Genomic DNA, 16,222 nt, shown 5'->3' on the forward strand with positions numbered 1-16,222 from the left:
AAAACAGCAATACACATCTTGTAATAAAAACTAAGGAGGAGGGATTATATTTAAAACAGCAAACAATAAAAAATAATATACATTAATAATTTTGGAATATAAAATATAAATTTTTAGTTTTGCCGTTCATTTATAAACTAACTATATCTACTATGAAAAAGATCTACACTTTGGTGTCTTTATGTAGCTGTTTATTATATTCCCAAGAAAAAATAATAGGTCCAGGCGGAGTACCCGGAGCAGTTTTATGGATGCAGCCGGTATCCCATACCGAAGATTGGTATGGATCATATAAATGGAAAGATTATTCCGGAGACTCACTACAAGTAAGGTATTACGATCCGCGAGGCGCTTCTTATGGAGTTGAATATTTAGGTAAAGCCGATAACTACCTGCGCAATTATAACTTTAATCCGGCATTAAGTTTTAATACCAATGATAAAGATGCGATAAAGAACCAATTAGAAAACATATCCAATTTTTGTAATTCCGACAATGAAATATCCAAAGAAATATACATTAAAGGATCAAATTTAACCACAGCGACGATAATAGGTGCGTTTTCATTAAGGGCTGACCCAATGGACCAACCCAAGAATATGTTTACATTCAACGGAGTCCCGGGGAATAGCTTTATCTTAAGTACAGATAAGATAATCAACAGCAAAGAAAGCCAAAGAGGCATATTAGATTATGGGGCAGAAGAAGGCTATGACTTTATGTACCATAGCGGGAAGAGTCCCGAATCCGATATGAACCAATTTAAAGAAAGAGCCCTTCGTTCCTTTGTCTATTACCGGACCGGTAAACCCCATACCTCTCTATGGGGAGTAAGAAACCATTCAGTAATATCCTTAGGACATAACTTCAATCCCAGCAATATAAATAACACTTCCACATTTGACCTACCTGGGGGCGACGGAGACTATGCAGAAGCCTATATACCGGAATTATTTATATACGGACGTATATTAACCCCGTTAGAAAGGATAAAAACAGAAAGTTACCTGGCCGTAAAATATGGATTTACCTTGGAACGCTCCTATTTAGATAGTGAAAGTCACCTAATATGGGATCTTGACCAAGATAAAAAATACAGCAAAAGGATCACCGGCATGATACGCGATGATAAAAGCGGATTATTCCAAAAAGGCGGGACCACCTCCTACGAAGAAAATCCAAGCTTTTCCTATAGTGTAGCCGGCGATTCCTATGAACGCCAAGGAAAATCAGTTAATGCAAGCCGCTATGGGCTCCCCAACAGGAATAAATTGTTGGTAATAGAGAGGCTTTCAGCCCATCAAAGCATGAAAGACAAAGATTATGCCTTATGGGGTGATGATAATAAAGGAATAGAGACCCAAACAGATGAACGTTATTTAGGACTTAAGCTTATGAAGCGAAGCTGGTTGTTAAATACCAATATGGGAGGGAGGCAACCAGTTCCGGAGCAGATGAAATGGAGAATAGAGAACCTGGATTATGAACAAAAAGGATATAAAATAAGTATAACGAAACCCGGAGGGAGTGCGGGCACAGGGACATTAGTCAGTGAAAGCCCGATGCCGGGTTATGAAGGGCAGATTTATTTTGAAGTAGGGCAAGGGAGTGGGCCGCTGCTTGTTAAATTCGGGACCCCGAGTATTCCTGAAATAAATAATGCTAATGATTATGGAATATATATTAACGAAAAAGGAAAAATTTACCCAATAATCAAAGGAGTATTAAAATCCCAAGACTTATGGAAACTTAAAGCTACCGCCGGAACACAAATACGCATTACCAAGACCAAAGAATCAATTATAATCAGTGCCAACGGTTGGGCGCTACCGCAAGACGGTCAAGAATTGCCACAAATCTTTATCGATAAAGAAGATATAGATAAAGATTTTTATGTAAGTATCGGAGCCTATAATTACAAAAAAGACATCCAAATAAATAACCTTCGCGCCGAGGGCTTTATAGATACGGGCAACAGAATAGAGCTCTCCTATGGCAAAGGAAGGGCTGAAGAATTTGCAAATTATTCCCAACCCACAGGGTCCCTTAGCTATTTGTTAATAGACCGCTCCGGGACAGGCAATTTTAACCCGGAAAATACAGAAATATACCCTGTAGACGAAAATGATAAGGATCGAACAAAAATTATATTCAACAATATCTTTTTCGATACAGATAATAATGGCAAAGATGCCTTTACCTTCGCTTACAGAGAAAGCAATCTGATAGCTAAAATAGAAAAAGAAAACCCGAGTTGTGATGACTTAGGAGCCTCACAAAAAGACGGAAAAATAACCCTAAAAATAGAAAGAGGCGACGAAGGCTTTCAGTATCAGCTTTATAATATAGAGACCACCCAAATAGAAAAAGAAGGCACCTTCTTTGGCAAAGAAAAATATGAGATCCCAGGCATCCCATTAGGGAATTACACATTAAAGCTAAAAGAAATAGGAGGTTTTAACCTGGTACCTACAACAGAGAATATAGAATCCAAGGGGAACAGTCAGTTTTATGTAAACTCCTCAACCTCCTATGGTTTTTTAGAAACCCATTATAAATCCGAAGCTCAAAATTACCAGATGGGCTTTACCCCACCGGTACCCGGTTTGCCGGATATATATGTAAGAAACGGAATTGAAATTACTCAGGGAAAAATATATAAGATCACCGATAACATAAAAAAACCTACCTCAATAGAAGGGATTCAGCTTAGTGCCGGAGATTTCATTCAGGTACAGAATACAGCCCCCGGGATAGTAGAATATAAAGTAAACGGAACAACCGTCGCTACCGATAAATTTTCCGATAATATTAAACAATATTACACCGTTAAACTCAATGACCCGGGAGAAGGGATTTATAACATAAAACACCATAAGCCACACCCATGGCATTTACAAGGAGTACAAAGGCAGGATTTATCAGAATCCACCATAGAAACCCCCATAACCTTAGAAACCAATTGCAAGGCAACCATAGCCCCTATTATACCTACCCCACAAGAAGAAGAAGATAAAGCCAATAATTTAGTATTATATTATAAAGACTTTACCAATAAATCATCCATTACAGCCAAAATACAACTAAAAGAATCCTCAACGTTGACTTTAGCAGTATTTGATTTTTCAGGAAACCTGATGTATAGTAAAGATATATCAGAAAGCAAAATCGAGCATCAGATAGAATTAGATACCCTGCCTAAAGGAGTTTATATCGTAAAAGTATTTACTTCAGAAGGAGAATTTACCAAGAAAATAAGCATAAACTAACTAGAAATTCAGTCATACCATGATGAAATTAAGCCAGAAACGAGCAAAAGGAATCGCCTATTTCCTACTTATAACAATGGTTTTTCAGAGTTTTGCCCCCTATCTGTCCAAAGCACGGGGAGTAAAAAGAAAAACTGTACGCATTTCCGTAATACAAAAAGGAAAAAAAGCCCGTTCCGCAGAATTTTCCGGACAGGAAGCAGAGCTAAAAAATATAGAAACATCCGCCAGGCAAGAATCAGCAAAAAAAACACTTTTCAATAGAAAGATACAATCCCCGGCAACACTCTATTATTACAAATCCGGGCAGGATGAAGGAGAAATAGGCAAAGTAGCCCACAAAAACTTTGATAATCCCGAAGACAATATGTTCCAGGTCTACCTGGAAAAAGCCCCCGAGAAAAATCAAAGAGTATACTTAACCTATGAACTTTACGGAGTATCGGACCAAAGCGGGGTTTCCCGAAGCATTAACGATTTACCCTCCCAAGGAGGTTATCTCGTACAATCCAATGCCCGATGGACGCTCCAGAAAGAAGAGCTGCGATATGATGAAATTAAAAAAGGAGAAAACTATATATTATTTACAGTTCCCGAAAAAGCTGAATACGGATATAAAATAAAGAACCTAGCCATAGAAATAGATCCCACCCCAATCGCCTCACGAGAAGTAGTAGCCGAATCTTATGCCTATGCAGGGAACGATACCTATGTAAAAGGCTTTACAACACAAAAATCTCTTCACCAAATAGAAATTAACGGGAATCAGGTTTACGTAAATAACGGAAGGTTTGAAACCATACTACCCGGAGTAGTTTCGGAAGTAGAAATAAGCACGGGACAAAATAAAAATAAAATATTAACCCGTATCATTTCAGGCAAACCGGATTACCACCATACCCTGTCAGCAGCACCTTTAGAAACCCAGAAAACCTTTAAAAAACAGAATAGCCAAAATCACCTTTCCTTATCAGGAGCAAAAATAGAAGTACAAGGAGAGAAATTGCTCACAGATAAAAATATAATAATCCGAGGATTAAGGTCAGTAGATTTACCCCCTTTAGACATGGGATTACAAAATGTAACCTCAGGCTCCGAAGGATACAAATTTTTACCACACGGAGAGCATTTTAAAGAAGGAGCAACCGTAAAGATAGCCTATGACCGGACCAAGATACCGAACGGCTATACCGAAAAAGATATTAAAACCTACTATTTTGACATAAACAGCCGCCACTGGGTAGCATTAGAACGAGATAGTGTAGACACCCAAAAACAAATAATAATATCCCATACTACCCATTTTACAGATATGATAAATGGAGTGGTACAAGCGCCGGAGTCGCCCGAGACCCAAGGATTTACCCCTACCACGATGAGTGACATTAAGGTAGCCGACCCTTTGGCAAAAGTAAACGTACTTTCTCCTCCCCAATCGAACAACAAAGGAACAGCCGGTTTGTCATACAACTTTGAGATGCCACCGGCACGAAACGGAATGATACCATCATTAAGCATACAATACAATAGTGATGCTTCCGACGGTTGGTTGGGAGAAGGTTGGGATTTAAACATCCCCGGAATCACCTTAGATACCCGTTGGGGAGTTCCCCGATATGATAAAACCCGGGAAACCGAAACTTATCTTTTAGAGGGAGTTCAGTTATTAACCCGTGGAGCCGACGGAAAGCCCCTATTAGCACACCGTGGAGAAAAAGAAGCCCGAGTACAGGACCGTCTTTTTTACCAACGAAAAGAAGGCAGTTTCTCCCGCATAATAAGAAAAGGGAACACCCCGGGGAGTTATACTTGGGAAGTAACAGACCGCAAAGGGACCCGTTATACCTATGGAGGGAATAACGGGGTACTTAAAGGGAACTTCACCAATGCCAATGGAGAACAACAAGAAGTAATAGCCGAATGGAAACTTTCACGAGTAGAAGAACTTCATGGCGATTACATAGAGTATATATACGAACAGGTAGACGAACCCGTAAGAGGCGGAATCACCTCAAAGGCCTTATACCTGAAAGAAGTCCATGCCGGAAACCGAGGAGAATCGCCCCATACCGTAGTAAAATTCGACAAAACCCAACAAAAACAAAAACAAAAAAGTAATGCCCGATATGGTTTTTTAGCTTCCCAAAACCAACTTTTAACCCGTGTAGAAGTAAATTTTGAAGGAAAAAAACTAAGAGAATATGACCTACAATATAAATCAGGAGCTTTTTATACAGATCTTTTAGACCAGGTAACCCATAAAGACGATAAAGGGGAAGAATTTACTTCCAACCGTTTTGATTATTATGACGATGTAAAATCACAAGAAGGATATGTCCCATTTAAAGAAGAGGAAGAATCTTGGGCAAGTCAAGGAGTAAGACTAAACCAAAGTAACACCACTTCCTATGGAGGTTCATTTTATACAGGATTAGGATACTTTAACGGAGATACAGTTTTCAACAGTGGTACTGCGGGAGGAAGTTATAGTTATTCAACCAGCGTTACAGAAGGAAAATCCACATTTATAGATATAAACGGAGACGGGTTGCCGGATAAAGTATACCAGGAAAAAGGAATGCTTTATTATGAGCCATGTCTATTACCCCCTTTCAAAGGAGATAATTTTGGTAAACCTATAGCCATAAAAGGAGTAAACCAATTTTCTAAAACCAAGTCTAACACTTCCAACGGAGGCGGTTCAGCTAGGGCGGGATTTGGAATAGCTTCGGCAACAGTAGGAAAAAGCACCGGGAGTACTAATACAACAACTACTGTTTATTTTACAGATGTAAACCATGATGGACTTATAGATATAGTATCCCATGGGAAAGTATATTTTAACCATATAACCTGGGACAAAGAAGGAAATCCGGTTCCTAGTTTTACCCAGCAAAGTTCACTTACCCCAAGCCCTATTATGGGAGGAGGCTTTGTAGACAGTTCAGATACCCAGGTAGATCCTAAAGAACAAGAAGATCTCATTTACAACTCTCCGCTTTACGATATAGTAAAAGTATGGGAAGCCCCCTTTGACGGGAAAATAAAAATAGAAGGAGACGTGCAGCTTCTGTCACCACAAGGAGATTATGATCCCGAAGAATACGAAAAATCGGATGGAGTAAGAGTAGCCATACAATTTAAAGGGACCGAAAGATGGAATAAAAGTATAAACAAAGGAGATTTTTCATCTTACCCAACCCATGTAACCCTGCCGGAGACTATAAGCCAAGGAGATAAAATTTATTTTAGAGTACAGTCCGGAAATCAAGAAATGTCTAATGGTAGTTTTGACCAGGTAAATTGGGATCCTGTAATAACCTATATAGAATCAGAAAATATCAAAACCGCACTCGATATTGAGAATCCGGATGGTCAGAAAGTATACATTTTCCCATCAAAAGAAGCCAACATAGCCTCTCAAAGTACAGTAACTCGCGTACCGGAATTTAAAAAAGTAATAATATCAGGAGTTTTAGAAAAGCCGATTACCTCAGATAATGTAACAGTTAAAGTGATTCAGGCGAATGATGATCGCTCACAAGAAGTACAGGTTTACGAAAAAACCTTTGCTTGGAATGAAACCTACGCAGGGAATTTAGAAATAAAAGTTCCAGAAGGCTCAACCTTCACTAACTTTTATTTTTCTCTTACTTCGCCTACTAATGTGAATTGGAAAGAAGTAAACTGGAAACCCCAAATAAAAGTAGATGAAGATGATGATTTTTTACCGGCGACTGTTAATTACAGTATTTACCGACAAATACAACAAGGGAGTTATTATCCGGTAAATTTTGACCAAGCAACAGACGGAGAAAAACCGACCAAGAAATTTACCATTACTTCGCATATAATTCCTGAAAACCCATCAGAAGTTGACGAATTTAGTGGAGATATACATATTTCCGTCAAGAAAAAAACCGGCTTATTAGGAGAATATACAATAACCCTATACAAAGGAATAATCACCAATTCACCGGCTAAAGAAATAGAAGTAACCGCCTCTCTTTCCGCCACAGAAAATATATGGGTAGAAGGATATACACAAGATAAAGGAATCATCAAAAACCTGAAAGCCTTACAATTTACAATTCAGCCGGAAAAAGGTCTTCCAGACCAAATCAGAGGAAACGTATTTACCCCGGAGCAAGAAAGAGGATTCGGTCCCATGTATAGAGGCTGGGGACAATTTATATACAATGCCAATGCCGGACGGTATGCCCAGCCTATGAAAGAAAAAGAATTGGTCCTTCCGGAAAATGAAAATACGCAGTTGGATCCAAGGACCATGATATTTATCCCTATAGGATTAGATACAGAAACCAAAAGTTATTGGGCTGGAGCAGACAGATACGTGTATAACAAAGGCACCATAATGAGTGCTTCCCGTTTAGGAGAAAAAGAAGTACGGCTGACTAATCCTTTAGAAGGAATGAGCAGTAAACCATCCAAAGAAGGAGGATGTTTACAAGGATCAACAGCAGTGGGAGTAAATCTTACCAGCAAATCTAAAAATACCACTAAACAGGTGGGAGCATCTGTAGGAGTTTCGCTTAATTATAGTGATTCCGAAGGTTCAGATGAAACCAAAATATCATTTTCCGATATGAATGGGGACGGCTATCCGGATATCATCACCCCCCATAAAATCCAATATACCAATACCCGGGGAGGATTTGACGGAGAAATAGCCGATGCCGGTAAAGGCTATAAAGGGAACCACTACAGTACCAGTACCAGTAAAGCTTATGCTTTTGGTGCCAACCCTATTACAGCCGTTTCCATATTAACCAAAAAAGGTGATGGGGAAAAAAAGAACTCAGCAAATGCAAAAGCCTCAGAAGTAGGGATCAGTTCAGTAGATTTATCATTTAGCGCACCTAAAATCAGTGAAAAAGTAGAACATACCCTTATGGATATCAATGGAGACGGACTTCCTGACAAAATATATAAAAATGGAAAAGTACGCCTAAACTTAGGCTATGGCTTTACATCAGAGATAGATTGGGATATAGACGAAATACAGAAAGGTAAATCCGAAATCATAAGTGGAGGAGTAGAACTAGGTTTAGAAGCATTTAGAAAAGCAAAAAGTCAAGATGTAGCTTCTTCAAGTTTTTCCGGAGGAATTAATGTAAATACAGTTACCAATACTTCAAAATTCAGCTTTATAGATGTAAACAATGACGGGTTGGTAGATAAAGTACGAATGAGTGATGGGCACGCCTGGGTTTCCCTAAATAAAGGAGCCTCCTTTGCCCGAGAAATAGAATGGAAGCAAATGAGCCGCATTTCCAAGTCTTCCTCAGTAAGTATATCTACGAATGTTTCCTATAACATAAATATTACGATTCCGTTGCCATTTTCAATTCCATTAAAATTAACGCTTAACCCGGGAGTCAGCTCTACCACTTCCACCGCAGTAACCTCTTTTGAAATAAAAGATGTAGATGCAGATGGGTATCCCGATATGGTTTGGACAAGCAATACAGGAAGTATAAAAGTAAAAAGGTCGGCTATAGGAAAAACCAATAAACTCAAAACGGTATCCAATTCCCTAGGTGGAAAATTCACCTTAGATTATACCCATACCGCGGCCACCTATGACCATCCCGGGGGGAAATGGGTATTATCCTCAGTAGAGACCGAAGACGGCATAAAAGATGACGGCTCCAATACCCGAGTAGAATATGTATATACCCAAGGGAAACAAGACAGGCACGAGCGAGAATTCTTAGGATTCGGCAAAGTAGAGATCCACAGCATCGATACCGAAAAAAACAATGAAATCTACCGAAGCACAATACAAGAATATGACGTAAGCGATTACTACCATGCCGGCAATCTGCTCAAGAGCACCTTGCAGGACGGATCCGGGAATAAATACACAGAAACATTACATAAATATTACGAATATGAAGTAAAACAAAAAGGAGTAGCCGATTATGAAATAACTAGCACCCCCTTATGTTCCGATAACCAATCGACCTATACCCCGCTTAAATATACCCAAAATAAAGTATACGAAGGAGGAGATAGGGGAATGATAATAAATGAATCTTTCTATGAATATGGAATAAAAGGGCTTTCATCTAATTTAGGAGAAATTATTTATTATAAATATAGTGACAAAGGAAATTTAGGAGAAAACGGAACCGGACCAAGCAATTACCAGACCCGGATATCCTATACCGCAAATCCTGCCAAACATATTTACGGGCTGATCTCCAAAGTGGTGGTAACAAATAACCAGGGAGGAACAAGCAGGGAAACAGATGTTTCTTACGACCTGAATTATGCCAATCATATAACCCAAATAACGAAGTATTTAGAAGGAGGAGCACCTGTTACAACTAAATATACTTATGATATTTACGGGAATATTACACAAAAAACCTTACCGGGAAACCACAAAAACGAACAGATGTGGTATAAATACCGATATGATTCAAAATACCATATGTATGTAGAACGCATAGACGATGCCTACGGGTATACCAGCCAGTTAGAAAATTATGACTACCGATACGGCATACCGTTAAGTTCAAAAGACATCAACGGGTACTTTATGGAAACCACCCTGGATAATTTAGGAAGAATCCTAACGGTAACCGGTCCTAACGAACTGGAGCTCAATGTGCCCTATACCATTAAAAACGAATATCAGCCTACGGCAGAATTAGATGAGAACGGCGAAATAAAACGTCCGGCCTATGCCGTAACCCGACATTACGACCCGCAGCACCCGGGAGACGATATAGAAACGGTAAGCTTTGTAGACGGCTTCGGAGCAGCCCTACAAGTAAAAAAAGAAGGAATAATCACCGAAACCGATGCACAAGGAAGCCATCCGAAGACCCAAGAAGTCTGGATAGTAAGCGGTAGAAACAAATATGACCCGTTTGGAAGAGTAATTGAAAGTTACTATCCCGTAACCGAAGACCCGTCCAACAAACTCATATTCAACCGCACCTTTGATACCGTAGCCCCAACGCGCACGCGTTACGATGTCTTAGACCGAATGTTGGAAACCACCCTTCCGGATGAAACCCAGAGTACCGCAGCCTATACCCTGAACCCTTCGGATCGTACCCGGGTAACCACTACCACCGATGCCTTAGGAGGAAAACAGGCCACCTATACCAACGGATCCGGATTAACAGTAAAAACCGAACAATTATCCGGTCCATCAGGAACTATAACCACCCGTTTCACCTACGACGACATCCAACAGTTGACCGAGGTAACCGATACCGAAGGACAGAAGACCACTTCCCGATATGATATGCTGGGAAGAAGAACACAAATTACCCATCCTTCCGCCGGAACCGTAACCTTAGCCTATGATGACCTAGGAAATGTAATTAGCCGCCAGACCTCAAACTTAGCCCCAACCGGCAAAACTATAAACTATGAATACGAATATACACGGCTAAATAAAATTACCTATCCGGAACATCCCGAAAACAATGTAACCTATTACTACGGGAATAAAAATGCCAAAGAAAACCGTGTCGGCAGGCTTATGCTGCAAGAAGATGCCACCGGAGCCCAAGAATTTAAATACGGAACCCTGGGAGAAGTAACCGAAGTACGCCGCACCGTGATTATTCCGAACCAGGCCATAGCCACCTATGTCACCCAGATGCGCTATGACAGCTGGAACCGAATAGAACAGATCATCTATCCGGATGAAGAAAAAGTAAGCTATAGCTACAATACAGCCGGGCTATTGACCGGAGTAAAAGGCAGCAAGTCCTACAGCTACAACTATGTAAACCAGATAGGTTATGATAAATTCGAGCAAAGGAACTACCTGAAATACTGCAACGGTACCGAAACCACCTATACCTATGATCCACAACGCCGCAGGCTGACGGACTTACAAGTATGGACTCCGACAGGCAACCGAACCCAGATAATGGATAACCGTTATACCTACGATGCCGTAAGCAATGTATTAAGTGTAGCCAACCAGGCCCCACTACCGGGAAATTCATCGAATAATCCGGGAGGACAAATGAAGCATGAGTACACCTATGACAGCCTATACCGCTTATCCTCAGCCGCAGGCACCTATACCGGAGCAGACGGGAAAACCGCCGGATACCAACTCACCATGGAGTATGATAACCTGCATAACATAGTAAGTAAAAAACAAGACCTGACCCAAAAGAACATTATGTTTGACGGAGGGCTGAGTGCAGGGTATGAGCTGAAATATAAGTATGATTCCCACAAAAAGAATCAAATCACCTCACTGGCAGATCAGAATTACCGTAACGAAGAAGAAAAAATCCAAGAAAAACGAGAACAAAAACAAGACTGGCAGTATGACCCTAACGGGAACCTTATTTACGTAAATACCAGCCAGAAAAAGAAAGACGGCACCATAACCGATAAAACCGGAGAAAGGAAACTGCTTTGGGACGAAGAAAACCGCTTACGCGCCCTAGATGACAACGGATATGTAAGCAACTATTGGTATGATGCCTCAGGAGAAAGAGTGATAAAAACCAGCGGAGAGAGTGAACAGATGTATGTAAACGCACTATTTGCCGGAGGGAACACCCAAACCGGACGATTCACCGCCTATATCAATCCGTATTTAGTAGTGAGCCCTAACGGGAAATACACCAAGCATTACTACATAGGAAGCCAACGAATAGTAAGTAAGCTCGGCGATATAGAAAGCTTCGGGGCCGATCCTCGCAGAATAGAATATGCCGGCGATGACCTAAGGGGAGTAAAAATAAACTGGAAAGAAAAATACGAACGTAGCCTGCAGGATATAAAAGACAATTATGCCTATTTTGAAGTACCTTACCATGGAAAAGACCATAATGATTATGTAAACGGAGCAGGCTTCTGCTGTGAAGGAAAGGATAAAAAACTCCAAACCTATGGAGGGGGAATCGGCAAAGGGAATGAAGAATATGAAAAGATGCAGTATTATTATCATGCAGATCATTTGGGAAGTAGCAGTTATATTACTAACTTAGACGCACAAATAGTACAGCATGTAGAATATGTACCATTTGGGGAGGTGTTTATTGAGGAAAGGAACCAGAGTTGGAATACCCCTTACCTGTTTAATGGCAAGGAACTGGATGAGGAAACGGGGTTATACTATTACGGGGCTAGGTACTACAACCCGAGAGAAAGTATCTTCTTGAGCGTGGATCCACTCTTTGAAAAAACAATGACTCCGTATCAATACACCTATCAGAATCCAATTAATTATACTGATCCAGATGGAAAGTGGCCTATTTTAATAAATGGTAGAGTTAGTAACGATAGCGAACGAGGAAGTAGTACATATTGGGATAAAAATGTACGAGAAACGATTAAAAATAAGACAGGATATTATCATAGTCAATTTATGTATGTTGATGGGGATAGAGGGATGCTTGCAGCAAAAAGAATATTAAATGGGAGAAATCAAGGTATAGCAGATGCTAAAGCAGTATATGCAAGGATGAAGGAGACAATGAAGAATGGTAAAATAACAGAGCAATTACAAGTAATTTCACATAGTCGTGGAGGGGCTTTTGCTAATGGTTATATGAAAGGATTAACAGCAGAGATAATAAAGTTAGCAGAGAAAGATAAGATAGGTTTTTCTTATGGGAAAGATAATATAATTGAATATTCTGTTAATATTGCGCCTCATCAGTCATCTTCTTTATATTATCCAGAAAGTGGAGCCACAAATGTAAATATTAGCCATAATGGAGATATCTTATCAGGAGTAGGTGCAACAGGTAATGTAATCAATGTAGCTTCAAATACGGATGAGATAGGATTTGATCAACATGGAAATGCAACATATAATAAAGAGTTAGGATTTACTTTAGAAGTTTTAGAGAATGGAAAAGGAAATGTTAAGCAACAATTACAGGAAAAATATAAAGAATGGGATAAGTCGAGAACTCCTCATTCTGGAGTAAAATCGGAAGTTAAATAAGATTAGTGTAAAGATGGATAATCAATTTTTCTATAGTGATAATTTTATTTTATATACTATTTCAATAATTTGTTTTATAATCATAGTGAGATTATTTAGGATTAATAAGAGCCTAGGAGTTATTAATATTGCTATTTTTTTCTTTTATAGTTCTATTTTGTATTATAATTTATTTTGTAAAAGCCAAGGAGGCTCTGGATTATTATGGTGGTTTTATCTTGTAATGCTAACCTTGATTCAGGTTTTAATACTTGGAATTTATTTTTGTATTAGATATTTTAATAAAAATTAATAATAAATAAAGTTAGAATTTCGCTTTATAAATTACACGCCAAAATTTACACAGATTTGTAATTAGATAAGAAAAGAGCCCGATTTGTATCGGGCTTTTTTATTTTAAGGTTTTTCATTCAGCAGGTCCAACAACTCCATTTCCTCTTCAGGGATAAGGGAATGGATAAGAGCAATTATATTATAAAAACCCATTTCATTTGGGAAGTAGCAGTTATATTACTAACTTAGACGCACAAATAGTACAGCATGTAGAATATGTACCATTTGGGGAGGTGTTTATTGAGGAAAGGAACCAGAGTAGACTCCATAACTGTAGTGTTTGATATTTGATTATTTATCTAGTTTCTCTGTATCTGTTTTGGGAACTATCTTTATTTTATCTAGTTCAAGTTAATTTATGCTATCTTGAGTAACTTTTTTATATATAGAGTTTATTGTTTTTTGAAAAAGTTCGGAGGGTATGTTAACTATAGCTTTTCCTTTTTTTAGTATCATATGTGTATTTGCATAAATTCGAGTTCTCAATGAGATCATTATTGGACGATGTCCTTTTACCCTTAATTTATATGAATGAAAGATCAAGAAAATCATTCTACATATTAGTTAGCAGTTAGATTTTTCTTCTTGGACGATTTCCAATCTGTTGGGCTTATCTAAATTTTAGAGTATGAGCACCCAAATTTTGTTTTTGTTATCATGTGTAATTTACATTGTCGTTTTCAGTAATTACACATTTGAAGTGATTTAGTAAAAAAATCTAAAACCTATTATAGGAGTGGATTTAGAGCACTGTGACCGCGGAAGGATCGGTTTGAAAATGTTTATATACACTTAATGGGATATTTACATAAAAAATGGTGTCAACTTTGTGTCAGATTTTTCTTTAAGTCTTTCATTTTTTGTATTACTTCATCAATTATCTGTTCATTATTTTTAACAGTATTTTCTTCTTCTTTTTTTTCTTCTGTATTTCCAAATAACCACTTACTATCAATAGTTGGAAAAGATCTATATAATTTTTCTAAAATATCATATCCAGGATTATTTTTATTTAATTGGAAAGTAACGGTTGTGTAAATAAGATCATTTTTAATACAAAATTCTCTAAGAGATAACTTATTGTCTTTCAGTAATTTTTTTATTTTCTCACCTATTTCCATAAAAAATGATTACGAAATATTGTAAATAATGTTTGTTTAATTATAATATATTGTGTAATTTTGCGCTAGAATTACAATTTTTAGTACAAAGACATGACAAAAGTAAAAAATAAAACAACACTCACAAAAATGCATTCGCATAATTTTGATTTTCTTCCTAGAAATTATTGTGAGAAAGCTCAGGAAATTTTAAAGAAACAAGGTTTTTCTTTTCAAGATAGTACTATATATAGTGTGAAAGCACGAAGGAGGGGAAATGTTTTTATTTTCCAAGCTCTTATCAATGTAGAAAAAGAGCATAAGTTACTTCTTGCTTCTATTGAAAATACTTTAAGGAAAAATTTTTAATTATTTATCATATGAAAGATTTATATATTGTTCTGACAATCTATTAACTAAAAGATCAGGAGTGTGATTTATAATAGATATGGCTTTTTCATTAATTTTTAAACGATGTATATAAGGTTTATTTGTTTCAGTTTTTACAGGTATAAATTCTAATAAGCCCGAAAAAACTTGCTCTCTAGTTATTTTTTGAATATCAGAAATTCTCAGTCCAGTATAACAAGAGAAAAGGAATGTACCAAGTGGAATTTTTTGCCCAGGATTGATAAATTCAGAAAAATAATAATTATAAAGTAACTTTAATTCTTCAGTACTAAGGGCAACACGATTTGAACGAATATTTTTTACTTTAATATCATCTAAGTCAATTAAAAGATTGATACCAGATTTTAAAGCTCTTTTTAAATATTTTTTGATAATTTTAAGATTAGAATAATAAGTATTTAGGCTTCTACCTGTTTTTATAAAATATCTTTTATAATCTGAAATAAAATTGACATTAATATCTGTAAAGTAAATTTCATTTTTATATTTTTTCAAATTGTTAAGAATACTTTGGTGTCTTTTAAAAGTACCTGGTTTCAATAATATTTTATCTTTATTTAATTCATATTGAAAAAAAGAAATGAATTCGCCTCTAGGAACATTGTTTTTTAATTCTTCAACTAATTTATCTACCGTTAAAACTTGGTCAGCTAAACGGTAATAAGTTTTGATATTAGTAATTTTAGCTGCAATATTATCCAAGATAAGTTGGATATCTTTATCTACTTTATCTTTAATAATTACTTTCTGAGAAATAGGATCAAATTTATTAGGCTCTATTCTAATATCTAAAGACAATCTTCTTCTAATGCCTTTTTGAGTAATAGATAGATACATCAGGCTCAATCCTTTCTGATTTTTATAATTCCGAACGATAAATTTTGTATTCATTGGCACAAACATTTTTTTTGTGTCACATATTGTGTCATAAAGTTGTAAAATTTGATTATTTTCCATATTATTTCAATTAAATATAATAAACAAAAAAAAGCATTTATATACCACTCTTTCAGTGGTTTATAAATGCTTTTAAATTTTATTTTGAAGTTTCTACCTACTAGCTCAGTGACCGCGGAAGGATTCGAACCCTCAACCCTCAGAGCCGAAATCTGATATTCTATCCAGTTGAACTACGCGGCCTA

5 protein-coding genes and 1 tRNA gene are annotated in these 16,222 nt (G+C 37.4%); 3 read left to right on the forward strand and 3 right to left on the reverse strand.

Annotated features, from left to right (window positions below):
* Nucleotides 1–152: 152 nt before the first annotated feature.
* Both C4S76_RS07695 and C4S76_RS12140 read left to right on the forward strand, forming a co-directional pair.
* Nucleotides 153–3,269 carry a T9SS type A sorting domain-containing protein gene (locus C4S76_RS07695; protein WP_105193893.1) on the forward strand — a complete coding sequence of 1,039 codons (3,117 nt, stop codon included), beginning with the start codon at nucleotides 153–155 and terminating at the stop codon, nucleotides 3,267–3,269.
* Nucleotides 3,270–3,288: 19 nt separating this feature from the next.
* Nucleotides 3,289–13,236, forward strand: coding sequence for a SpvB/TcaC N-terminal domain-containing protein (locus tag C4S76_RS12140; protein WP_105193894.1), 9,948 nt, complete (start codon nucleotides 3,289–3,291; stop codon nucleotides 13,234–13,236).
* A 1,154-nt stretch (nucleotides 13,237–14,390) separates the two neighbouring features.
* Here C4S76_RS12140 and C4S76_RS07705 read toward each other — a convergent pair.
* Nucleotides 14,391–14,690, reverse strand: a complete 300-nt coding sequence (locus tag C4S76_RS07705) for a hypothetical protein (RefSeq protein ID WP_105193895.1) — start codon at nucleotides 14,688–14,690, stop codon at nucleotides 14,391–14,393.
* Between the two features lie 93 nt (nucleotides 14,691–14,783).
* On the opposite strand from C4S76_RS07705, the gene C4S76_RS07710 reads away from it, so the two are divergent.
* Nucleotides 14,784–15,038, forward strand: a complete 255-nt coding sequence (locus tag C4S76_RS07710; protein WP_105193896.1) for a hypothetical protein — start codon at nucleotides 14,784–14,786, stop codon at nucleotides 15,036–15,038.
* Here C4S76_RS07710 and C4S76_RS07715 read toward each other — a convergent pair whose 3' ends face one another.
* Together C4S76_RS07715 and C4S76_RS07720 are read right to left on the reverse strand one after the other, a co-directional pair.
* Complete coding sequence (locus tag C4S76_RS07715) at nucleotides 15,039–15,971, reverse strand: site-specific integrase (RefSeq protein WP_181044084.1); 933 nt, start codon at nucleotides 15,969–15,971, stop codon at nucleotides 15,039–15,041.
* Between the two features lie 175 nt (nucleotides 15,972–16,146).
* Nucleotides 16,147–16,220: transfer RNA gene (locus C4S76_RS07720), tRNA-Arg, on the reverse strand.
* Between the last annotated feature and the right edge of the window lie 2 nt (nucleotides 16,221–16,222).

The organism is Apibacter adventoris (assembly GCF_002964965.1).
Lineage (GTDB): Bacteria > Bacteroidota > Bacteroidia > Flavobacteriales > Weeksellaceae > Apibacter > Apibacter adventoris.

Bases quoted from the DNA above. Each gene is read 5' to 3' on its own strand.
- C4S76_RS12140 (WP_105193894.1), top strand. From the start codon at position 3,289: ATGATGAAATTAAGCCAGAAACGAGCAAAAGGAATCGCCTATTTCCTA.
- C4S76_RS07705 (WP_105193895.1), bottom strand. From the start codon at position 14,690: ATGGAAATAGGTGAGAAAATAAAAAAATTACTGAAAGACAATAAGTTA.
- C4S76_RS07710 (WP_105193896.1), top strand. From the start codon at position 14,784: ATGACAAAAGTAAAAAATAAAACAACACTCACAAAAATGCATTCGCAT.
- C4S76_RS07715 (WP_181044084.1), bottom strand. From the start codon at position 15,971: ATGAATACAAAATTTATCGTTCGGAATTATAAAAATCAGAAAGGATTG.
- C4S76_RS07695 (WP_105193893.1), top strand. From the start codon at position 153: ATGAAAAAGATCTACACTTTGGTGTCTTTATGTAGCTGTTTATTATAT.